Source organism: Cupriavidus sp. a3 (assembly GCF_051015765.1).
GTDB classification, from domain to species: Bacteria; Pseudomonadota; Gammaproteobacteria; order Burkholderiales; family Burkholderiaceae; genus Cupriavidus; species Cupriavidus oxalaticus_A.
On sequence record NZ_CP170643.1, the window covers coordinates 2,734,326 to 2,756,487 of the forward strand.

Genomic DNA, 22,162 nt, shown 5'->3' on the forward strand with positions numbered 1-22,162 from the left:
GCCGGCTCGAATGCTGCTGCCGCCAGGCAAGGCGATGGAAACCATCAATTCGCCGTGATGCTCGCGCGCTGTGCGGTGGCACGCATCAGTGGCAGTTCCTTGCTGATCATGGCGCTGACCTGCTCCGGGCCCGCGTAGTTCGGCTCCAGCCCGTTGGCCAGCAGCTTTTGCTGGACCTCAGGGTCTTTCATCGCCTGCGCGACCGCTTTTTCCAGCCGGGCCTTGACGTCGGCCGGCAAGCCGCGCGGCGCCGCGATGGCTACCCACGAGTCGGCATCGAAGCCGGGATAGCCGGCTTCCGCGACGGTGGGCACGTCAGGCAGCAGCGTGGCGCGGCGGGCGCCCATGACCGCGATCGGCTTGATCTTGCCGCTGCGGATATGGGGCAACGACGCGGCGACCGTATCGACCGAGAACGGAATCTGCCCGCCGATCAGGTCGGCCACGGCCGGCGCACTGCCCTTGTACGGGATGTGCTGCAGCTTCATGCCGGTGGCGCCCAGCAGCATCTCGCCGGCGAAATGCCCGGTGGTGCCGGTACCGAAGGACCCATAGACGTACTTGCCCGGCGCAGCGTTGACCGCCGCAACCATCTGCGGCAGCGTATCCACCGGTACCGCCTTGTTCGCCAGCACAATCAGCGGTACGCGCGCCACCAGCCCGACGGGCTCGAAGCTTTTCACGGGGTCATACGGAAGGCTCGCGTTGATGGCCGGATTGACAGTGAATGTCGAGCCCGAACTGACCAGCAGTGTGTAGCCATCGGCCGCGGCCTTGGCCACGTAGCCGGCCCCGACGATGGTGCCGGCACCGGCGCGGTTCTCGATCACCACCGGCTGGCCCAGCGCATCGCCAAGGCTCTTGCCGACGAGCCGGCCGATCATGTCGACCGCCCCGCCGGCCGGAAACGGCACCACGAGCGTGACGGGCCGGACCGGATACGCCGATGCAGCGTGGGCCCCCAAGGCGGCAACCGCCAGCGCTGGCAGCGCCAGCGCCCGGGCTGCCACGAAGGCTCTGCGCAGGGACGAATGTAGAGTGGGATTCATCGCAGCACCTCCGTGCGTCGGTCAGCCGTTGCGGAACAGGAAGCTGTAGGCATTCAGGGCCGGTGCGCCGCCGAGATGGGCATACAGCACGCGCGAGCCTTCGGGGAATTCGCCGCGCCGGACCATGTCGATCATGCCGTGCATCGATTTCCCCTCGTAGACCGGGTCGGTCATCATGCCTTCGTGCCTGGCGCTCAGGCGGATGGCTTCGAGCGTGCCTTCGGACGGCAGGCCATATTCGGGGCCGCCATAGCGCTCGTCGAGCACCACGTCGGCGTCGGCGATGTCGCGGTCCAGTTCCACCAGCCCCGCCGTGTGCCTGGCGATGCGCAGGATCTGCGCGCGGGTCTGGGCGGGCTTGGCGGAGGCATCGATGCCGATCACGCGATCAGCCCGGCCGTCGGCGGCAAAGCCCACCACCATGCCCGCCTGCGTGCTGCCCGTTACCGAACACACGACGATGTAGTCGAACTTGAAGCCCAGTTCGGCCTCCTGTGCGCGCACTTCCTCGGCAAAGCCGACGAAGCCCAGGCCCCCCAGCGGATGCTCCGAGCAGCCGGCGGGGATCGGATATGGCTTGCCACCCTCCTTGCGCACGCTCTCCATTGCCTCTTCCCAGCTCTTGCGGATGCCGATGTCAAAGCCGTCGGCCACCAGGCGCACGTCGGCACCCATCATCCGGGACATCTGGATATTGCCGACCCGGTCATAGACCGCGTCAGAGTAATTGACCCAGTTTTCCTGGACGAGCACGCACTTGAGTCCCAGGTGCGCGGCCACGGCGGCCACCTGGCGCGTCTGGTTCGACTGGATGCCGCCGATCGAGACCAGCGTGTCGCAGCCCTGCGCCAGCGCGTCCGGGATCAGGTATTCGAGCTTGCGGGTCTTGTTGCCGCCAAAGGCCAGGCCGCTGTTGCAGTCCTCACGCTTGGCGTACAGCTCGACCTTGCCGCCAAGGTGGGCAGAGAGGCGCTTGAGCGGCTGGATGGGCGTGGGGCCGAAGGTCAGGGGGTAACGGGCAAAGCGCTTGAGATTCATGGTGGCAGCTCCAGGGTTAGGGTGTGGTTCCGTCATCGGTGCGGCTTGCAGCAAGGCCAACGATGCGGCGACGGACTCTATCCTAGAAAAAAAGCCACGAAACGTGCTTGCAAAGAAGCGCGCTTTTGAACACCATTAGTAAGTCATCACCATTCATTCAGTCGGAAAATTCTCCCATAATCAAAATGAAAGAAACAAAATTTCGCACCAAATCCGCGCGGGCCGCACCCTCCCAGGCGCCATCGCAGACGCTGCCACCCGCACCCCACGTGGACTCGCTCGACCGCGCCGACAAGGCGATCCTGAGAGCCCTGCAGCAGGACGCATCGATCTCCAACGTGGCCTTGGCCGCAAAGGTCAACCTAAGCCCGCCCGCCTGCCTGCGGCGCGTGGAGCGGCTCAAGGAAATGGGGCTGATCCGCGGCATCGTGGCGCTGCTCAACCCCTCTGCGCTGGATGCGGGAATGCTCGTGATGATCGGCGTGGTGCTGGATCGCTCCACGCCCGAGTCCTTCGCGCAGTTCGAGTCTGCCGCGCAAGAAGTATCCGGTTGCATGGAATGCCACGTCGTGACCGGCGAATTCGATTACTTCATGCTGGTGCGCACAAGAGACAGTGAGAGCTTCAACCGCCTCCACGCGGAACAATTGCTCTACCTGCCAGGTGTCAGGCAGATCCGCTCGTTCATGGTGCTCAAGCAGGTGCTATCGACGACGCAGTTTCCTATCTGATGGACTTGCCACAGACGGATGGCAAGAAGCAGGACGCGCTGCAGCCGGGCAAACAAAGGACCGGTCCCCGCTATCCAGCCGCCTCGCCGATGACGCGCCGGTGGAATAAAGCTGCAGCAGCTCTCATCCTTCCAGCTCTATAATTTTCGCTTCCAGGCTGCAACTTCCATCCAATGCCTTTCCGTCATCCTCAAGCGAGAAAGCCCACCCATGGCGCGGGCATATGAGCTTGCCATCTTCCGTAATAGTGGCGCAAGACAGATCTGCACCTTGGTGAGGGCAATATCGATTGATCTCATAACGCATTCCACTGCCCCGGGAAATCGTTATTCTTTCCTTCGGAATGGCGAGTGTTTGGAGTATGGAATCGCGAAGATTCGAGACATCCGAAAGCAGGAATATGTTTATGATGTTGTCGAACCTGTCAGGAGCGCGATATAGCTTTGCCCTCAGCGAGAGGTGAATGTTCTGCCATCGGTCGCGACCGCACATCAGGGCAAAGTATTTCCTGTCCGCGGTAATTCGCCAGAATGCCGGCATGGAACCAGGCGGATCAATAATGGATTTCTCTGACAAATCAATACATATGGAGTCATCTTCGCCATCACCCCAGGCCAGTACCAGAAGAGACTCGCATTGGAATTCCAGGTCCCAGATCTGGTCCAGTCTGTTATTTATTTCATCTATCAGTCTTTCCTTTGAAAAATCGATAGCAAGACCTTCCCAGCGATCTGGAATATTCTTTTTGTAATCAAGAATATCGCGCTCCCCGGGTGGGGCGATAGGCTCCCGTGCGGTGAGTTCATTTATCTCATCCCCTGGCCTTGGGTACAGGATGTTTTCAATATTGGCGCCCAATAAATATTGATGAAGCTCTGGTTGGTGAATGAAAATGGTGCCGACCCCGTATGACAGGGACAGGGGCAGAAAAGGAAATATTGCAGGCCCCGCAGCCGGGATGAAAAATCTCGGCTTAAGCCTTTGCATCGCGCCAACCACATTGGCGAGCTTTTTGATCGATTTTTCCTTGCTGAGCTCCGCTCGTTCGCATTCACTGTAATTCTCATAACAGACCGGATGCCAGGTCGCGCCGGAAAACTGAACCGAATAGTAGGTTATCGACCGGGGTAGCTGATCAAGCCGATCAAATATCTTGCAATCGTTCTGGTTGAAAAAACTGAAAGCAGGCGTTTCAATCAGAAGCGCGCTGTCATGATTCACCCCAATGTCCGACACAAAGCAGGTCAGCGTCAACCATGCGCTCATCAAGCTTGGCTGACCATCGCGAAGTTCGATATATTGGAATCCCAGTTTGTCGATCTCACTCCTCAGGGCATCATCGCGAAATCGTGGAATAACAAATACCGCATCCCGGCCGATCTTGCTCAGGGTGTCCACGTCAAAATGATCCTGATGCTCATGGGAGATATATATCCAGCCCTTCTTCCTTTGGCTTGTCTCTATGAATTCCGCTTGGAGATGATGATTTTTCGGATACTGGAACCAGCTGCCATGGAATGCCCCGTTCTCGGTGAGCCAGGGGTCTATCGCAAGATATTCCGTTGACGACTCGACCAGAAAGCCGTTATGACCCAGGAATTTCAGGGAGACCGCTTGCTGCATACCCGTGCCGGTGGTGTTCGCCATGGTCACTTCTCCTCATATCCTATATCCACGCCTTGGAATGGCTGCCGAAGGTCTCCGTGAAGAGCCCCAGCCCGACCGCGATCGCCTTGCCTCGAGCAGACGCGATCGCCAACATTGTGCAGACCGGTCCCGAAGCCGTTGTCCGACAAAAGGGCTCAGGTGCGTGCGAGCACTGCCAGATACAGGGCCCGTTCCTTCGCGGTGCCGAGCGAGGAGTCGTGCCACAGCATCGTGAGGCAGCCGTTCAGGTTGAGCACATTATCGAGATCACCGGGAGGCGTTACAACGGCACTGGGTGCGATGGCGCACGGTGCCTCATGTCCAGGCTCACCAATTGATGTTACCGAGCGGCTACATTAGCCGTACGATCAGGCGCAAGGGCCTGCGACCAAGCTTCATAATCTTGCTCTGCCTTATCGGCATGACTTTTTGCCTGCCCGAAGCGGCTGGTCCCGCAATCGGTCTGACTCAAATCGAACAAATACAAGGCGGCAACGTGAGTGCACCATTCGATTAACCGTGGGCACGCAAGTCCGTTTCCCCAGCCGATGAATGCAATGCCGCGCCGGCATTTCTGCGGGGCATCCGCGATACCGTCCGTCCGACGGCTGATCGCCATCGGCATGATGTTGCGCCGGCCATGGATCCGCTAGTCTGGTTGGGCCAGCCGTACAGCGACAACGGCCATTCACCGGTGACTAAGACATATGGACATCAATCAGCAGAAGTACAGAGAGCTCTGCGAGATCGAACGCTCAATCCCGTTTTCCAGCCAGGCCTGGTGGCTGGACGCGACGGTCGGGCCTGAACGGTGGAGCGCGACCCTGGTGGAACGGGCAGGGAAGGTGATCGCGGCAATGCCCTATGTCAGAAAAACAAGATACGGTTTTGTCATTCTTACCCAGCCTCCCGCTGGCCATGGCTTGGGTCCCTGGCTGGCGTGCAAGGACGCGAAACCGACAAAATTGCTCAGCCAGCAGAAGGAGCTGATGACCGAGTTGATTGAACAATTGCCGAGGTTCGATCATTTCGCGCAGGCGTGGCATTACACCGATACCAACTGGCTGCCTTTTTTCTGGAAAGGCTACCGGCAGACCACGCGATACACCTACGTTCTCCCGGACCTTAGCGACGAGACGTCGCTTTGGAACGCCATGCAGCCCACCGTGAAACAGGACATCCGGAAAGCGACTGGCCGCTTCAATCTTCACGTGCGCCACACCGATAGTATTGATGAATTCCTGCCCTTGAACCGCAATGTCGGCACCGACCCAAGATGGCGACGAGGCTATTCCGATGACGTCGCGAGGCGAATCGATGCCGCGTGCAAGGAGCGTGGGCAGCGCAAGATATTCATCGTCGAGGACGAGGAGGGACGGGCTCACTATAGCGCCTATCTCGTGTGGGATGAGCAGAGCGCCTATGGCCTGATGGGTGGCGCAAACCGGGACCTGCCACCCAATACCGGAGCCGGCAGCTACTGCATATGGGAAACCATCAAATTCGCCTCGACGGTAACCAGGATCTATGACTTTTCAGGTTCCATGCTGGAATCGGTGGAACGATTCTTCCGGGGATTCGGTGCTGTTCAGAGACCCTATTTCCGGATTACGAAGACACCATCCAGGGCGCTTTCCCTGTATCAGCTCATGCGGTCCCGATAGCGGGGGCCAGCGGGGAGATCGGGTGAACTACGACAACGGCACCGATCGTTGTGCCATGCGCTGAACGTCGGTCGCTTCGCGGCACTGCCGGAGCTCGGCTCAGAACTCATGCCGCATCCCGAGCCCCAACAGTGCAAGCACATAGCTTTGACGACGCGCCATCAGCGCGCCGGTTCCAGCGCGGCCTTCACTCCATTTTGAGCCCCACCGTCCTGGTCATGGCCTGGTAGGTCGGGGCCGGCAGGAATGGCATGCCGCTACTGGACGTGTGCCGGGAGATGGATATCCCGGTCGCTGAAATCATGGTGACCGCGCGCGTCGAGGAGAGCTGTGGGGGGCGCAGAAGGGATTTCGCATGTCGTGCTAGTCAAGTCGCTGGCGCTGCTCCTGGCTGAAATAGGCAAGCCGGTATAGCCGCCATGGTGCCTGCACACTGTCGCGGCAATAGCCATAGCGGAAGATGTCTTCCACCGCGGGCAGGTCATAGCGCAGGTCGGTGAACCAGACGCAGGCGGCCGTTTCGCCTGGCTCGCGCGGCGGCAGGTCCGTTGCCGGCATCGCAGTGATGGCGGAAAGGGCCGGATAGACAGCGAATCGCCTGAAATCGGCAAAGTCCGGCCGTACCCAGAGTTGCCATGCGAGCGCCTGCCCGGACCGCGCCAGCGCAAGCTGCAGCAGCTGCGGCTGCAGCGTCCATTCCATGTGCGCGGGCGGCACATAGGCCCTGGCCATGGCGGGCAGGCGCCCCAGCACCGGCCATGGCGGCAGCCAGGCAGGATGCCCGGCCAGGTTGACGTGGGCGACATGGTAGTCCGTCCCCGCGCGGGCGATCAGTTTCCAGTTGAACGGAGAAAACGGCTGTGGCAGCGCGTCCACACCCTGCGCCTGGATGCCGGCAGCATGCAAGGATTCGTTGCCCAGTTCCAGCGCGCGTTGCCTGAGCACGCCCTGGGCGCCGACATAGGCGCACAGCAGCACCATGCCCGCCAGGGCTGCCCGCGCACGCAGCGGCGGTGCCAGGCACAGTGCCAGGCCCAGGGCGGATACAACGATGCCGCTCAGCAGCGGATCGACCAGGAAGGTGGTGCCGAGGCTGAAGCGCCGTTCGGAGCCGGGATAGAAGATGCGGGTGCCATAAACGGTGATCAGGTCCAGCGCGATGTGGCTGGCCACGCCGAGGCAACTGACGGCAAGCGCTTCGCGCCAGGCCTGGTGTCGGCGCGTCACCAGGCAGAACAGTCCGGCCAGCAATGCGCCCCAGGCCGGAAGCAGCAGCAGCGAATGCGTCGGCCCCTGGTGCCACTGGGCCAGGAAACGCAGCGGATGGACCAGGAAGCCCAGGAAATCGATATCCGGAAAGGCTCCGGCGGCAGCGCCAAGCAGCAGTCGTTCGCGCGTGCCGAGGCGCCGGCCGGGAGCCTCGTCCATGGGGACGGCCAGCGCAACCTGCGCGCCCATCAAGGCGTGGGTGATCGTGTCCATCCGGGCCGCGCTCCGGTGTCGCCAGGACGGCGCCACGCCAGGCGCTCGGCGCAGCGCAGTTGCCGATCGAGCCAGGCCCGCGTGCGGCCTGCATCCGGTGAATGGTCGCGCAGCCAGCAGCCGAAGGTGGAAAGGAAGATGCCGGTCAGCACGACCTCGCCCGCTTCGCGGCGCCAGCCGGATTCCGGCAGGCGGGCAGCTTCGCGCAGCCACTGCACGGTGCGGCTGATATGCAGCAGGCCCTGCACCTGCAGGTGTACGTGCTCCGGCTGCAGCTTGTAGCGCAGCATCTGGGCAGTGAGTTGCCGGTGCGGGGCCAGCGCCTCCAGCCAGGCGAGGATGGCCTGCTCCAGCCGCTCGCGATGGGACAGGGTGCCCCAGCCTTCACGCGCGGACACGCGCACCAGCGCCAGGTCAGCGCGCTCGAACCAGGCTTCGGCCAGGTCGTCCTTCTGCCGGTAATGCCGGTGGATCTCTTCCAGGCCGATGCCCATGTCGTCGGCGACATCATGCAGATGCAGGGCGTCCCAGCCGCGGCGCTCGCCGAGCATCAGGGCGACCTCCAGGATCCGGCCGGCCAGGGCTGCATTGTCGTTCATGGCGTTCATGGCTTTGCGATCCTCGGGAATGCGTCTGCACGCTGCTTTCCAGCATAGAAAGGCAGCGCGCAGGCTGGCGCCGATTTCTGACCCATGTGCGCGCTGCTGCTACCGCATCCTATGCGGCGTGATGCGCCGCGGTTAGCATATTGGCAACGTGCATCGCCCGGATGCCGTGCCCAGGTGCCCTTCCATGACCGATTCCCAAGCAGCCGTATGGGTACGCCGGACTCTCCTGGTGTGCCTGCTCGGCGGGCTGCTCGCCCTGTCCTTTGTCGTGGTACGGCCGTTCCTTGTGCCACTTGCCTGGGCCGCAATCCTCTCCTATATCACCTGGCCGCTCAACGCGCGGCTGCGCCGCGTGCTGCGCCAGCGGCGAACCTGGGCTGCGCTGATCTCCACGCTGATACTTTCCGCGTTGTTGGGCGTGCCGCTCATCGGGCTCACTATCCTCCTGCGTGCCGAGATGGTCGCGGCCTACCGCGAGGCGGCTGAGATCCTGAACGCGGGTGCGGCACTGCCGGATTCGCTCGCACGCCTGCCCTGGGTTGGCGAATGGCTGCAGGAATGGGTATCAGTGCTGTTAGGTGACCGCGCAGCCCTGCGTGCCCAGGTCACGCCGCTGATCGAACGATGGGGCGGCGCCCTTGCAAGGCTGGCCGGCGGCGTGGGACTCAACGCAGGGCTCATTGGCGTGACGCTGCTTACGGCATTCTTTTTCTTCCGCGACGGCGAGAAATTGCTTGCGCAGTTGCGCCTGGTCCTGCAAGGGGTGCTCGGGCCGCGCGCGCACGGGTATGTCATCGCAGTGGGCGACACCGCGCGGGCCGTGGTGTTCGGCCTCTTCCTCGCCGCAGTCGCGCAAGGGTCGTTCGCCGGAATCGGCTACTGGGCGGCTGGCGTCGAAGCGCCGGTGTTCTGGGGCATTGCCACGGCCATCCTTGCGCTGATTCCCTTTGGTGCGCTTGCGGTCTGGGTCCCCATCGGCGCATGGCTGCTCATCACCGGCCACACCGTGGCGGGGATCGGGCTCCTGCTGTGGGGCGCTACCGCCGTGAGCTGGGTCGATAACGTCGTTCGTCCGCTCGTCATCAGTGGAGCCACCAAGATTCCGTTCCTGCTGGTGATGTTCGGCGTTGTGGGCGGACTCGCCGCATTTGGCCTGATCGGCCTGTTCGTCGGGCCGGTGATCCTCGCGGTGCTGCTTGCCGTATGGCGCGAATGGCTGGAAAGCCAGGCGGAGCAACGGGTGGGGCCACCGCCGGCACCTCCGGCGTAACCGGGGCGACACCTGTCGTGCATCACCTAAGTTTGAACGCGGCGAATTGAAATCAGCCCCGGCGGGTTGCACCGGGGCTGTCAGGCTGGTTAATGTGATTAGTGTGATTAGTGTGGTTAGTGTGGTTAGTGCAGCTGGCGCTTCAGGTCAGCAAGCTCCGAATGCATCGAACTGACTGCATCCTTGACCTTTGCATCGAGACCGCCGGCCTGCTGGCAAGCGCGGTCTGCACGATCGCCGATCCGTTCGAGATCATCGACCCACTGCCGGATCCGGTCCTCGTCCTTGGACGACATGACCTTCGATGCCGATTTGCATTCCTTGTCGAGTTCATCCACCCAGTTCATCAAGTCCGGTGGAATCGCCGCCTCGGCATGACAAGTCCGTGATGTCTCGCTGATGGTTTGCTGCAGATGACTAAAGCGTTGCTGCATTTCGCTGGCTTGCAACATGATGCCCCCTTCGTGAACATCCATCCACATGAATTCAGGCAGCAGATAACAGTGCGTTGCCCGTGCCATTGTCATTCGCCCGCGAGCGGGCTGCCAGCGAAGTTGCATTGCGCCAAAGCGGCCGCCAAGCGCGCGAAGGACACTTTTTCAGTCTAGGTCAGAATCGGCCAACCGCTTCGCTGTGAGCCCGGGGTTCCTGCTAACCTCGGGAACAAGTCAGCCAGCTTGGCGACAACAGGTATGCCGAAGCCGGCCGGGCACGACGCCCGCCCCTGGCGGCAGCCGCAGGGCTATCGCTTGCCCGCCTTCCCGGCGTGCCGCGCGCCGTACATCCGGTCCGGGACCAGATCCTGGTCCAGGATGTCATCGATGCTCGGCGGCATTGGCGGGTGCTCTTCCCGCACGGCGCTATGGTCCGCCCTGTCTGCCGGGCTGTCCGAGGGAATACTCTCTGCAGCGCGGGTGATCTCGTTGCGGCCGTCCTCCGGCGCATCGTCATCATCCGGATGGTGGCCGTGGGGAAAATCGACCGGCTCCACCACCCGTTCGACGATCTGCTCGACGGCCCGTTCAACGTCTTCCCATACCTCTTCCGGTTCGATCGGATCCAGGATGCTGGGCATGGAGCGATTGGCGTGAGACCGACGCGGTGGTCCGCTTCGCCGCGTCCCGCCCAAATCCACTTTGGGTGGCTTGTGCATGAACAACTCCTGAGCGACGACGATGGTCATGCGGCATGCATGGCATGCGCATACTTGCATAATATGCAGACGCGAGGCTCAAAGTGAAGGACAGGTACCGGATACGGTACTGCCGCCGCCGCTGCCGGCCCGTCCCGGCGCGATTGTACGCGGCGCTGCACATGCCGGGAGCGATGCCGCATCATGGGATTCACGATTTCCGCGTCCCGTGCCTTACCCGCTCCAGGTATTTTCCTGAAGCAGCCTCGATTCGCACCGTGTCCCCTTCCTTGATGAATTGAGGAACGAGAACCTCCATGCCGTTGTCCAGCGTCGCGGTCTTGAAGGTAGAGGTTTCATGCTCGCGCAAGCCCGGCGGCGTGGACACGATGGTTAACTCGACCGCAGGGGGAAATGCGATGGTGACTGGCTCGCCCTCATAAAGCTGCACCGGGATTCGCATGCTGGGGCGAAGAAATTTTTGATATGCGCCTATGGTCTCTGCGGGAAAACTGATCTGCTCGAAGGTTTCGGGATTCATGAAATAAAAGGCGGCACCATCGGTGTACAGATATTCCATCTCCTGGTGAACGAGCGCGACCTCTTCGAGCTTGTCGCTCGGGCGCAACCGCAACTCCTTGATGTGACCGGTCTTCAGGTTCCTGAACTTGGCGAAAACTGCGCTTCCCTGCTGGCCACTGCCGGCGTGATAACCGGCGCTGGTAACGCTGTGAAGTTCGTCCTCGAGCATGATGACCATGCCCGGCTTCAGTCCGGAAGCTTCGACCATTGGTGTCTCCGCCTGGGCGGCAAGATTCGCCTTCAGCCTAGCACCGCAGCGCCCTTTCAACAAACGGCCTAGATGAAGTCGCGGCCAAATGCAGCGCAAACCCGCACGGTGGTGGTGAAATCGCGCGGCCATTTCCGCGCGGCCATTTCCACGCGGCCTTCGACCAGTTCCTGACCACGGTGATCGGCCACGACCGGCAAGAATCGATGATCAGCTCACGCAAGCTCCGGTGCGCCGCATCGACCATGCCGCCGCAACAAATGCAGTGAAGAAGCGCAAGGCAGTCCGAAAGGCCGCGCGCGGGTCGATGAAGCACGCGAGCACCTGTTCGCTACGGCTTTCCCCATACAGGCACCAGGCGCAGAAATGCTCGCAGTTATTGGTCAGCATCCGGTGGCACTGCATTAGCAGTGCGACTTTGGCTGGAGGTGGGGTGGTCCATGTTCAAACACTCAAGCAATCACGTGAACTTGAGAAAAGCCTAGACCCGGCAAAACATTAATGACAATCAAAGATTCTTCTGCCGACCATAAGCATTTGTTGATCGACCCACAAGGCGATGGGACAGATCAGCAGTGCGCTGAACGGAGGGGCATCCGTGACTATGCTAGTCAGGAGCGGCGGGCTGGCCGGTCAGCCGCGGAGTCCATCCCAGTACAAGGAGGCAACCATGAACAAGCGCTTGAGTGAAGACGGCATGGATCTGCTCTTTCGCGAGGCACGCACGCACAACGCATGGCTGAGCCAGCCCGTGAGCGACGAGACGCTGCGGCAACTCTATGACTTGATGAAATGGGGGCCGACCAGCGCCAACTGCTCTCCCGCACGCATCCTGTTCCTGCGCACCCCTGAGGCCAAGCAGCGCCTGGTGCCCGCACTCGCGCCGGGCAATGTGGAGAAGACCATGGCGGCGCCAGTCACTGCCATCATCGCCTATGACGTCAAATTCTACGAACTTCTGCCCAAGCTGTTCCCGCATGCGGACGCACGCTCATGGTTTGCCGACACACCGGAACTCGCGCTCACCACCGCGAGGCGCAACTCTTCCCTGCAGGGCGCGTACTTCATCATTGCGGCCCGCTCACTGGGACTCGACTGCGGGCCGATGTCCGGCTTCGACAACGCCAAGGTCGATCATGAGTTCTTTCCCGCGGACCCGAAGGAGAATGCCTTCCAGCTCGAATATTTCCCGGACAGCCATGTGAAATCGAACTTCCTGTGCAATCTGGGCTATGGCGACCCCGCCAAGCTGTTTCCGCGTGGCCCTCGCCTGGAATTCGACGAGGCATGCAAGCTGCTCTGACGGAGGGCGCATCGCAGGCTTGATTGGGGAAGCCCTTTGACAACCGGCGCTACAGGCTGCCGCGCACCCGGGCGAAGACTCCGCGTAAACCCCGAGGACACAATCGTTACATTGACAGTTTGCTGACAGCTTCCCCCCATAGAATCTGCCCCTCGCAAGCCGGACCTGCGGCACGAGCCGGATAGCGTCCGGCCTCGGCGAGCCAGCGGTTCGGACACCTCGACAGGAGCACAGATGGAAAACGGAGCAAGCGAACAGATCCCGGCCACACTGATCCCCGGCGACGGCATCGGTCCCGAAGTGGTGGATGCCACCGTCAGGGTGCTGGACGCGCTCGGTGCCCCGTTCGCCTGGGACCTGCGGCGCGCGGGCATGGCCGGTGTGGAATACAGCGGCGATCCGATGCCGGAAGACACGCTGGATAGCATCCGCCGCACCGGCCTTGCGCTGAAGGGCCCGCTGACCACGCCGGTGGGCGGCGGCTTCCGCTCCGTCAATGTGCGCCTGCGCGAAGCATTCAACCTTTACGCCAATGTGCGCCCCGCGCGAACGCTGGTGCCCGGCCGCTTCGACAACATCGACCTGGTGCTGGTGCGCGAGAACGTCGGCGGCTTCTACGTGGCGCACGACTACTACATCCCGGTCGGCGACGACCCGCATGCGGTGGCCGTATCTACGGGCACCAACACGCGCGACGCCTGCCGCCGCATTGCCCGCTTCGCGTTCGAGTACGCCGTCAAGAACGGCCGCAAGAAAATCACGGTGGTGCACAAGGCGAATATCCTGAAAGCACTCACCGGCATCTTCCTGGAAGCGGCGCGGGAAGTGGCCAGCGATTATGCCGGCCGCGTAGCGATGGACGACATCATCGTCGACGCCTGCGCGATGCAGCTGGTGCTCAACCCGTGGCGCTTCGACATGCTGCTCTGTACCAACCTTTTCGGCGACATCCTGTCGGACCAGATCGCCGGCCTGGTCGGTGGGCTCGGCATGGCGCCGGGCGCCAACATCGGCGACGACGCGGCGATCTTCGAGGCGGTCCATGGCTCGGCGCCCGACATCGCGGGCCAGGGCATTGCCAACCCGATCTCGCTGATGCTGGCCGCCGGGCTGATGCTCGACCACGTGGGACGGCAGGACCTCGCCACGCGGCTGCGCGGCGCCATCGAGCTGACGCTCAACCAGGACCAGGTGAAGACTGGCGACCTCCACGGTACTGCCTCAACGCTGCAGTTTGCCGACGCGGTAACGAAGCGCATCGTTTCCGCGGGCTGACCCGCCCACGCCCGGCACGCCTTGCCAGCGCGCAAGGCTGCCTCTCCCCGGTCGTTCCTCGTTGTTCCGGCACGCTGTCCCGTGCCGGCAGGATCGGCTTGCCTTGAAATCCGTGCGCCGGACGGACGCACACAGCCGGCTCGGGTGCCCCCTGGTTCCTCCCTCGGGGCCATTCGTGTTCTCGTGGCCTGGCCGGCAAAGAGATACAGAACAAGATGTTGACCCTGCTCGCCTACTCGATGGTGATCGTGTTCATGGCACTGATCATGACCAAGCGGCTCTCTGCCATGGTGGCGCTGATCCTTGTGCCAATTGCGTTCGGCGCCGTCGGCGGATTCGGCCCGGAACTCGGGCCGATGATGCTCGAGGGCGTCAGGAAGCTGGCCCCGACCGGCGTGATGCTGATGTTCGCCATCCTGTATTTCGGCCTGATGATCGACGCTGGGCTGTTCGACCCGGTGGTGCGCGTCATCCTGAAACTCGTCGGCGGCGACCCGGTCAAGATCGTGGTCGGCACCTTCGTGCTGGCCGCGCTCGTATCGCTGGACGGCGACGGCTCGACCACCTACATGATCACCTGCGCCGCCATGCTGCCGCTCTACAAGCGGCTGGGCATCAGCCGGCTCGTGCTGGCCTGCGTGATCATGATGGCCGGCGGGCTGATGAACATCCTGCCCTGGGGCGGACCCACCGCGCGCGCGGCCAGCGCGCTCGGCGTGGACGTGGGCTCGCTGTTCGTGCCGATGATCCTGCCGATGATCGTCACCGGCATGTGGGGCGTGTTCGTGGCCTTCGTGCTGGGCCGCCGCGAGCGCAACCGGCTTGGCACCCTGGCCCTGATGAGCACCGGGCCAGGTCATGCCGGCCTGTTTTCGGGCCGCGCCGGCGACACCGACCCGGAGGTAGCTGCCGGCGATCCGCAAATCGCCAGGCCCAGGTTGCTGTGGTTCAACTTCCTGCTGACCGTCGGCCTGATGGCCATGCTGATCCTCGGCACCGTGCCGCTGCCGGCCCTGTTTATCGTGGCCTGCGCGATCGCGCTGATGGTCAACTACCCGACGCTGCAGGAACAGAAGGAACGCATCGGCGCCCACGCTGCCAACGTCGTGCCGGTGGTATCGCTGATCTTTGCTGCCGGCGTTTTCGTCGGCATCCTGTCGGGCACGAAGATGGTCGACGCCATCGCCCACAGCGTGATCAGCGCCGTGCCTGACTGGATGGGCCCCTACATGGCCCTGGTGACCGGCGTGCTGAGCGTCCCGTTCACGTTCTTTATTTCGAACGACGCGTTCTACTTTGGCATCCTGCCGATCCTGGCCAAGGCCGCCGCGGTCTATGGCATCGGCGCCGCCGAGATCGGGCGCGCGTCGCTGATCGGGCAGCAGGTCCACCTGCTGAGCCCGCTGGTTGCATCCACCTATCTGCTGGTCGGCCTGGCGGAAGTCGAGTTCGGCGACCATCAGCGCTACACCCTGCTGTGGGCGCTGTCGGCGGCGGTGGTCATGCTGGTTGCGACAGTTGCCTTCGGGGTCATCCCGCTCGTGGGCCGTATCGGCTGACGGCAATGTGCCCGCTCCGATACCGCCTCACTTGGCACCTGCTCACCGCTTCGCCTATGCTGACAATCAACGATGTCTGGCGTGCGCCGAAGTCATGAAAGGATTTCTGGGCACCAGGCCCGTGCGTACCAAAATCCGAGGACGAGATGGCGACTGGCACTGTGAAGTGGTTCAACAGCGAAAAGGGGTATGGGTTCATCACGCCGGATGATGGCGGCAAGGACTTGTTTGCGCATCACAGCGAAATCGAGGGGACTGGCTTCAAGTCACTCGATGAAGGCGCGAAAGTTGAATTCGAGGTCACCCAAGGCCAGAAAGGCCCACAAGCCTCGAAGATTCGCAAGCTATAGTCGCTTGCACCGCGCAGAACCAAGGTAGAGGCCCTTTGATTGCCAAGGGCCTCTTTGTGTTGGAGGTACTGTGTCTTCCCCGTGGTGCTCGCCCGGGGTTGCCAGGCGCGGTTTAAATCAGTCGGCCCTGATCCCCCGCTGGCGGATCAGCGTACCCCACTTCTCCGTTTCCCTGGTCAGGTGGTCGCGCAATACCGCCGGCGAGCTTCCGATCGGCTCGGCGCCGATCTGCGCCAGGCGTTTTTGCACGGCAGGATTACGCAGCGCCTCGAGTATCGCGCCGTTCAGCTTGTCGATCACGGGCTGCGGCGTCTTCGCCGGCACGAAGGCGGCGAACCAGGGCGACAGTTCGTAGCCCGGCAGCCCGGCTTCGGCCACAGTGGGAACGTTGGGGAGCGCGCTGGAGCGCTTGCTTGTGGTGACGGCAATCGGGGTCAGCTTGCCGGATTCAATCTGTGGCCTGGCCGACGTGATGCTGTCGAACATATAGTCCACCTGCCCACCCAGCAGGTCGGTCATGGCCGGTCCGCTGCCCTTGTAGGGAATGTGCAGCATCTCGACATGGGCCATCGACGTGAACAGTTCGGCCGCAAGGTGGATCGAGGTGCCGTTGCCGGCGGAAGCATAGGTATATTTGCCCGGTGCTGCCTTGGCATGGGCGATCACGTCCTTGACCGTGGTCTCCTGCCGGCGCGACTTGTTGGCGACCAGCACATTGGGCACTACGGCCAGTAGCGACACCGGAGCGAAATCCTTGACCGGGTCATACGACAGCTTGCCGTACAGCGCCGGGTTCACTGCCATGCCGTTGGCCACGATGATCAGCGTATAGCCGTCGGCAGGCGCGCGCGCCACCAGTTCAGCACCGATATTACCGCCCGCCCCGGGGCGGTTCTCGACCACGATCGACTGGCCCAGCGTACGCGACATGTCTTCTCCGAGCGTGCGCGCGATGTTGTCCATTGCCCCGCCCGCGGGGAACGGCACGATCCAGCGGATCGGATGGTCGGGGTATGCCGCCTTCGCCGCGGGCGCAGCAAACGAAAGGCTTGCCGCCAGGGCAAGCGCGCCCGCCCGGCCGGTACGGGCCAGCCACTGAAACAACGTATCCATGGTCTCCTCTCTGCATTGCCGCGCTTGGGCGGCTTGTCCGTGCCACCCGCTCAGCAGATTCAGGCCTTGCGGCACGCGCAGGCTGAAGGTGGCCAGGCAAGTATGGCGCTTGACTGAGACCACGTCCAAGACCGATGATGTTGCGATTGATACCTTCAAGGTATTGGAATGGAACTCCGACATCTGCGCTACTTCCAGGTCGTGGCCGAGGAACTCAACGTCACCCGCGCGGCAGAGCGGCTGCATATGGCGCAGCCACCGCTTTCACGCCAGATCCGCCAGCTCGAAGAGGAAGTCGGCGTGGCGTTGTTCGACCGGGTCGGCCGGGGCATTAGACTGACGGAAGCCGGGCGTTTCCTGCTGGAACAGAGCAAGCAGCTGACGGTGCGGCTGGAAGAGGTCATCGGGACGACGCGGCGCATCGGACAGCAGGACAAACGCTGGTTCGGCATCGGCTTTGTACCCTCGGTGTTGTACGGCGTCCTTCCCGAACTGATTCGCGAGCTGCGCGAGTCCGAGCAGCAGGTGGAAGTCGGCCTGGCGGAGATGATTACCATCGAGCAGGTGGAAGCGCTGAAGTCAGGCCGCATCGACCTTGGCTTCGGACGCATCGCGCTCAACGATCCGGCCATCCGGCAGCAGCAGGTCATGTCGGAGCCGCTGGTGGCGGCGATACCCGCGTCTGACCCGATCCCCGATATCGCCCAGCTGACGCCCCGGCAACTGGCCGCGCGATCCTTCATCCTCTATCCGGCCCGGCCGCGTCCGAGCTACGCTGACCACCTGTTGTCGCTATTCAGTGCACACGGGATCCAGTTGCGCGTGGCCCAAGAGGCCAACGAACTGCAGACGGCGCTGGGCCTGGTTGCCGCAGGGGTCGGCATCACGCTGGTGCCCGCGTCGATCCAGCGGCTGCACCGCGATGATGTTCGCTATTGCCCGATCGATGCGCCCGGCTTCGTCTCGCCGGTCATCATGAGCTACCGGGTCGGTGACCAGTCCCCCTTCCTGGCCTGGGCTGTCGAGCAAGTGATGAGGCGCGCAGGAGCAGCGCGCGAAAGCGCGTATTTAGGTCGCTGAGGTCCCTCCAGGCGATTGCGGCGTCGACTCGATCTCTTGCCAGCATGGCATCCTGGCTGATCAACGGCGGCCTTTCCTCAAATAATCGGTAAAGAGCAAAAAAATCCCCGAGCCGTGCTCGGGGGATATCGGGTTGTGGCCGCTGACGTGGCGCGGTCCACGCATGTAAGTCCAGACGTCTCGAGGCAACTACGTAGTTGCTTATTTACCCTAGTCTGTCAGCCCGTCGCGATTGGTAATTCTCGCACCGTCGGTGAACACGTCTCGCCTGTCTACCACTCTCGCGCCATCCGAGTAGACGTCAAACTTTGCGCTTCCATCGGCATACGGATCCCGCGGCCCCAATACGCTCGCGCCGTCCGTGTACACATCTCGCGCCCCGATGCCGGCATAGGCCAGGCTGGAGCCAAGCGCCGCGCACGCGCCAGCTAGCAAAATGAGTGTCTTTACCATTTTTTCACCTCCTACTTATGCGGTTGCAAGGGCCCGGCAGCGAATCCGCTTCGCTCCCGTGTGAGGACATAGCTTCGTACGACTGCAATGTATGTCCTGGCGGTAGGTAGATGAATAGGGCTTGTTTCCGAAAAGGGGCTAGGGGAATGCCCTATTCGGAAGGCGGACGGGAACTTTTCGAAATTCCCTCAAGAAGGCTTACCGCGCAGCAGCATTCTGGCATAGATTGGTAGGGTGCACTGCAACACCGAATGGATTCGATCCGCCTACACATTGCCCGGATTCGATAGAAATTGGCGATTTTCAACAAATTTAGACACGTTGGCTTTTTGCAAGACTTTTGTCATTTCAGATAACGTGACAATGGCTGGTGTTGCCAGGGCATGTCTCGATGGTTTGAATCGAACAATGACCATCATTCTGCATAAAGCGAGGCTCAACCTCTTCATTCGAAGCGCATTTGTCGCATTGGCGTATTTTGCAGGTGCAAAGCTGGGTCTTGCGTATGCGGTAGTGGGCGGTGCGGTGTCCCTGGTCTGGCCATCCAGCGGCATTGCCCTCGTTGCGCTGCTCACGATGGGCGTCGGCGTTGCCCCTGGCGTTGCGATTGGCTCGATGCTGGCGAACATGTCGGTGGGCATACCTGCGCATGTTGCCGCGGTAATCGGCCTCGGCGCAACGATGGCCGCCTTGACGGCCACATGGCTGCTGAAGCGGGTCGCCGGTTTCCAGGTATCGCTTGATCGCATCAGGGACGTGCTGGCCTTGATCATCCTGGCTGCGACGCTTGGCTCGGCACTGAGCGCCTGGATCGGCACGAGCGCCCTCCGGGGCGAAGGTATGCTGTCAGTCGACGAATACAGCGGCGCCTTTCTGAAATGGTGGCTCGGCGACATGATGGGGGTGCTCGTGGTAGCTCCGCCGCTGCTCAACCTGCTCACCCATTCAAGTCCCGTCCGTTCGGCGAGCCAGGCCGTGGAAGCGTGCGGACTTGCCGTGGTGATCCTCGGGGTGAGTCACCTGATCTTCGGCGCCCCGCAGCTTGCCGGGCACGGCTACTATCCTGCGGCCATGGCGATCTTTCCGTTCGTTATCTGGGCCGCCCTGCGCTTTGACCATCTTGGTACCAGCCTCGCGACCTTGCTGGTCGCGATCATCGCCGTCCGGGGCACCACGCACGGCACTGGTCCCTTTGTCGCGGAATCACCGGTGGATAGCCTTGTGAGATGGTGTGTGTTCGCGAACGTGGTGGCGATCACCGGGCTGCTGCTGGTGGCGACACATGCCCAGCAGAAGCGCATTCATCGTCTCCTGATGGCATCCCACAAGGAACTTGAACGGCGCGTGCAAGAACGAACCCAGGACCTTGAGCGAGCCAACAACGAACTGAAGCAGGAGATGGAAAGGCGCCGCCGGCTGGAGTCGGAACTGATCCGGATCGGCGATCACCAACAGCGGCTCATTGGCCGGGAACTGCATGACGGCCTCGGGCAGCACCTCACGAGCCTGGGCTTCTACTGCACCACTGTGAGCCAGGAACTGCAGAGGCAGGGAAACCCGGCAGCGGCGGATGCGGCAACCGTTGTTGAACTGGTGAAACAGGCGTCCCTGATGACTCGCAGGATTGCCCATGGGCTGGACCCCGTCACCATGGACTCCGGTGACCTCTCGGTCGCCCTGCAAGGCCTGGCGGAATCGACACGCTCGCTGAACGGCATTGGCTGTACGCTTCGCATCGCGACGGATGTGGACTTGCCGGATCCGCCAATGCAGACCAACCTTTACCGTGCCGCACAGGAAGCCGTCAATAACGCCCTGAAGTACAGCCACGGCAGCCATATCTGGATCGACCTGGAGCGCGAAGGCGACGGCCAGACGCTTTCGATCAGTGACGATGGCGTGGGGATCGACCCGGAGCAGATGGAACGCACTTCGGGACTGGGACTTCACAACCTGCGTCACCGGGCAAGCCTGCTGGACGGTTCGTGCACCGTCACCCGCAATGCCATGGGTGGCACCACGGTTGCCATCAGCTATCCGATAAACAGGGGGCCCGGCCATGCCAGAGACGCCACCTAGCCCTCGCCCTGCAACCAGGGTCCTGATCGTCGACGACCACCCTATCATCCGGGAAGGATTGACCCACTTGCTGAAGCAGGAGAATCTGCACGTCTGCAGCGCGGCAGCCAGTACGGAAGAGGCTTTGGCCGCAATGGCGTGCGGGCCTGACATGGCCATTGTGGATCTCAGCCTGCAGGCGGACTCCGGCCTGGATCTTATCAAGACGCTCCGGCAACACTATCCGAACCTGGCAATACTGGTCCTCAGCATGCACGACGAAGCCCTGTTTGCCGAACGCGCATTGCGAGCGGGCGCCAACGGGTATCTGATGAAACTCGAGGCCACCGGGCATGTCATGAGTGCCATCCGCGAGGTGCTGGCCGGCAATATCTACCTCAGCGCCGCCATGCATGCCAGGCTTGCACGGGCACTGGCCGTCCCCAGGAACAACCTGGCAGGCTCGATTGCAAGTCTTTCTGATCGTGAGTTCGAAGTCCTGCACCTGATCGGGCTCGGCTTCAGCACGCGCGAGATCGCCATGAAGCTGAATCGGAGCGTCAAGACCATCGAGGCACATCAAGCCAACATCAAGGAAAAGCTCGACATTTCCAGTGGCAAGGAGTTGATGCGCTTTGCGATTCAGTGGCTCGAAAGCGAGGGGAGTGCCTAGGACCTTTGGGATATCGGAGGGGGAAGCAGGCTCTTGCTTTTTGAGCCGGCCGCACTCGCCCGGAGGCAGGGCGATCCAGACGCGCGTGTCAGCTTTGTGCCATGAAATGGTAAATGCTTGTCACGTCCCGTCAAGCGGACGCAGCCCGCAACATCCAAACTCACGAGGGCTGATCTGTCTGATCGAGCACCGCAGCCTTATCCCCGTGCCACCGAAAGATGGAGCGAACCGCCATCATCGGTGACGCGCCATCTTGAAAGTCTGACATGAACCCTACGACACCAACCGTTCTCATCGTCCCCGGCCTGCGTGACCATGTGCCGGAACACTGGCAGACCCTGCTGGCAGCGAAGCTGCCCCGCGTGGTCTCCGTCGCCCCACTCGAGCAAGACAAGCTGAGCTGCGCTGCCCGGGTGGATGCGATCGAGCGCGCCCTGGCTACTATCGAGGGGCCGGTCATCATCGTGGCACACAGCGCCGGCGCGATGATGGTCGTCCATTGGGCAGCCCGGGGCGGCAAACGCGAGATCCTCGGCGCACTGCTTGCGGCACCTGCGGACCTCGAGACGCCCATGCCGGCAGGCTACCCGGCGACCGACACACTGCGCGATCACGGCTGGCTGCCGATCCCTCGCGCCGCCTTGCCGTTCCCGAGCATCGTTGCGGCAAGCAGCAACGATCCGCTGACTCGCCTCGAGCGCGCCCGCGACCTGGCGCAGGCCTGGGGAAGCCGTTTCGTCGAACTCGGCGACGTCGGGCATCTGAATCCGGCTTCCGGCTATGGTGAATGGCCGCAGGCGGAAGCGCTCATCCGCGAGCTCTCGTAAAGCGGATCACCGCCTGGTGCCACAGGCCGCGAGTAACGGACATGGCCCGCGGCACCGGTG

Annotated in this window: 20 protein-coding genes and 1 pseudogene; 11 read left to right on the forward strand and 10 right to left on the reverse strand. The window is 62.3% G+C overall.

The features are described from left to right. Nucleotides 1-44: 44 nt before the first annotated feature. Both ACAD63_RS13205 and ACAD63_RS13210 read right to left on the reverse strand, forming a co-directional pair. Entirely contained in the window at nucleotides 45-1,049 is a 1,005-nt protein-coding gene (locus ACAD63_RS13205) for a Bug family tripartite tricarboxylate transporter substrate binding protein (protein WP_434032799.1), read from the reverse strand. Nucleotides 1,050-1,070: 21 nt separating this feature from the next. Continuing rightward, nucleotides 1,071-2,087 carry a 1-aminocyclopropane-1-carboxylate deaminase gene (locus ACAD63_RS13210; RefSeq protein WP_135705180.1) on the reverse strand — a complete coding sequence of 339 codons (1,017 nt, stop codon included), beginning with the start codon at nucleotides 2,085-2,087 and terminating at the stop codon, nucleotides 1,071-1,073. A 185-nt stretch (nucleotides 2,088-2,272) separates the two neighbouring features. Here ACAD63_RS13210 and ACAD63_RS13215 point away from each other — a divergent pair, with 185 nt between their 5' ends. Next, on the forward strand, nucleotides 2,273-2,818 hold the full coding sequence (locus tag ACAD63_RS13215) for an Lrp/AsnC family transcriptional regulator (RefSeq protein ID WP_434033990.1): 546 nt from the start codon (nucleotides 2,273-2,275) through the stop codon (nucleotides 2,816-2,818). 123 nt (nucleotides 2,819-2,941) lie between these two features. Here ACAD63_RS13215 and ACAD63_RS13220 read toward each other — a convergent pair whose 3' ends face one another. After that, on the reverse strand, nucleotides 2,942-4,465 hold the full coding sequence (locus ACAD63_RS13220; protein WP_434032800.1) for a Rieske 2Fe-2S domain-containing protein: 1,524 nt from the start codon (nucleotides 4,463-4,465) through the stop codon (nucleotides 2,942-2,944). A 707-nt stretch (nucleotides 4,466-5,172) separates the two neighbouring features. Between ACAD63_RS13220 and ACAD63_RS13225 the strand changes: the two genes are divergently transcribed. After that, nucleotides 5,173-6,129 carry a methicillin resistance protein gene (locus ACAD63_RS13225; RefSeq protein ID WP_133098258.1) on the forward strand — a complete coding sequence of 319 codons (957 nt, stop codon included), beginning with the start codon at nucleotides 5,173-5,175 and terminating at the stop codon, nucleotides 6,127-6,129. 363 nt (nucleotides 6,130-6,492) lie between these two features. Here the strand turns inward: ACAD63_RS13225 and ACAD63_RS13230 are convergent, their stop codons facing one another. Further along, the gene (locus tag ACAD63_RS13230) at nucleotides 6,493-7,611 is read right to left on the reverse strand and encodes a metal-dependent hydrolase (protein ID WP_434032801.1); all 1,119 of its coding nucleotides are present in this window, start codon (nucleotides 7,609-7,611) and stop codon (nucleotides 6,493-6,495) included. Continuing rightward, a complete protein-coding gene (locus tag ACAD63_RS13235; protein ID WP_434032802.1) occupies nucleotides 7,587-8,219 on the reverse strand; it encodes a TetR family transcriptional regulator in 633 nt (210 codons plus the stop codon). The genes ACAD63_RS13230 and ACAD63_RS13235 overlap by 25 nt, the downstream gene beginning before the upstream one ends. Before the next feature lie 184 nt (nucleotides 8,220-8,403). On the opposite strand from ACAD63_RS13235, the gene ACAD63_RS13240 reads away from it, so the two are divergent. Further along, nucleotides 8,404-9,489 carry an AI-2E family transporter gene (locus tag ACAD63_RS13240; RefSeq protein ID WP_135705177.1) on the forward strand — a complete coding sequence of 362 codons (1,086 nt, stop codon included), beginning with the start codon at nucleotides 8,404-8,406 and terminating at the stop codon, nucleotides 9,487-9,489. Between the two features lie 125 nt (nucleotides 9,490-9,614). On the opposite strand, the gene ACAD63_RS13245 is transcribed toward ACAD63_RS13240, so the two are convergent. The 4 genes and pseudogenes from ACAD63_RS13245 to ACAD63_RS13260 form a co-directional block, all read right to left on the reverse strand. Beyond that, nucleotides 9,615-9,941: a hypothetical protein gene (locus ACAD63_RS13245; protein WP_133098291.1), complete on the reverse strand. Its 327-nt coding sequence runs from the start codon at nucleotides 9,939-9,941 to the stop codon at nucleotides 9,615-9,617. 290 nt (nucleotides 9,942-10,231) lie between these two features. Further along, nucleotides 10,232-10,672 carry a hypothetical protein gene (locus ACAD63_RS13250; RefSeq protein WP_133098255.1) on the reverse strand — a complete coding sequence of 147 codons (441 nt, stop codon included), beginning with the start codon at nucleotides 10,670-10,672 and terminating at the stop codon, nucleotides 10,232-10,234. Nucleotides 10,673-10,832: 160 nt separating this feature from the next. Further along, the gene (locus ACAD63_RS13255; RefSeq protein ID WP_133098254.1) at nucleotides 10,833-11,411 is read right to left on the reverse strand and encodes an elongation factor P; all 579 of its coding nucleotides are present in this window, start codon (nucleotides 11,409-11,411) and stop codon (nucleotides 10,833-10,835) included. A 210-nt stretch (nucleotides 11,412-11,621) separates the two neighbouring features. Next, nucleotides 11,622-11,807: pseudogene (locus ACAD63_RS13260) on the reverse strand (lecithin retinol acyltransferase family protein); the annotation flags it as partial. 274 nt (nucleotides 11,808-12,081) lie between these two features. On the opposite strand from ACAD63_RS13260, the gene ACAD63_RS13265 reads away from it, so the two are divergent. From ACAD63_RS13265 to ACAD63_RS13280, 4 genes are all read left to right on the forward strand, one after another. After that, nucleotides 12,082-12,714: a malonic semialdehyde reductase gene (locus ACAD63_RS13265; protein WP_135705175.1), complete on the forward strand. Its 633-nt coding sequence runs from the start codon at nucleotides 12,082-12,084 to the stop codon at nucleotides 12,712-12,714. A 234-nt stretch (nucleotides 12,715-12,948) separates the two neighbouring features. After that, nucleotides 12,949-13,989 carry an isocitrate/isopropylmalate dehydrogenase family protein gene (locus tag ACAD63_RS13270; protein WP_133098251.1) on the forward strand — a complete coding sequence of 347 codons (1,041 nt, stop codon included), beginning with the start codon at nucleotides 12,949-12,951 and terminating at the stop codon, nucleotides 13,987-13,989. Between the two features lie 215 nt (nucleotides 13,990-14,204). Beyond that, entirely contained in the window at nucleotides 14,205-15,548 is a 1,344-nt protein-coding gene (locus tag ACAD63_RS13275) for a CitMHS family transporter (RefSeq protein ID WP_135705174.1), read from the forward strand. A gap of 146 nt (nucleotides 15,549-15,694) precedes the next feature. After that, nucleotides 15,695-15,898 (forward strand): cold-shock protein, encoded by a 204-nt coding sequence (locus ACAD63_RS13280; protein ID WP_133098249.1) that lies wholly within the window; start codon nucleotides 15,695-15,697, stop codon nucleotides 15,896-15,898. 117 nt (nucleotides 15,899-16,015) lie between these two features. Here the strand turns inward: ACAD63_RS13280 and ACAD63_RS13285 are convergent, their stop codons facing one another. Next, complete coding sequence (locus tag ACAD63_RS13285) at nucleotides 16,016-17,011, reverse strand: tripartite tricarboxylate transporter substrate binding protein (protein WP_434032803.1); 996 nt, start codon at nucleotides 17,009-17,011, stop codon at nucleotides 16,016-16,018. A 168-nt stretch (nucleotides 17,012-17,179) separates the two neighbouring features. On the opposite strand from ACAD63_RS13285, the gene ACAD63_RS13290 reads away from it, so the two are divergent. The 4 genes from ACAD63_RS13290 (at nucleotide 17,180) to ACAD63_RS13305 (ending at nucleotide 22,102) form a co-directional block, all read left to right on the forward strand. Next, on the forward strand, nucleotides 17,180-18,091 hold the full coding sequence (locus ACAD63_RS13290; protein WP_135705172.1) for a LysR family transcriptional regulator: 912 nt from the start codon (nucleotides 17,180-17,182) through the stop codon (nucleotides 18,089-18,091). 861 nt (nucleotides 18,092-18,952) lie between these two features. Further along, nucleotides 18,953-20,623 carry an MASE1 domain-containing protein gene (locus ACAD63_RS13295; RefSeq protein WP_434032804.1) on the forward strand — a complete coding sequence of 557 codons (1,671 nt, stop codon included), beginning with the start codon at nucleotides 18,953-18,955 and terminating at the stop codon, nucleotides 20,621-20,623. Nucleotides 20,624-20,690: 67 nt separating this feature from the next. Next, complete coding sequence (locus ACAD63_RS13300) at nucleotides 20,691-21,275, forward strand: response regulator (RefSeq protein ID WP_434032805.1); 585 nt, start codon at nucleotides 20,691-20,693, stop codon at nucleotides 21,273-21,275. A 266-nt stretch (nucleotides 21,276-21,541) separates the two neighbouring features. Continuing rightward, a complete protein-coding gene (locus ACAD63_RS13305) occupies nucleotides 21,542-22,102 on the forward strand; it encodes an RBBP9/YdeN family alpha/beta hydrolase (RefSeq protein ID WP_434032806.1) in 561 nt (186 codons plus the stop codon). Nucleotides 22,103-22,162: the final 60 nt, after the last annotated feature.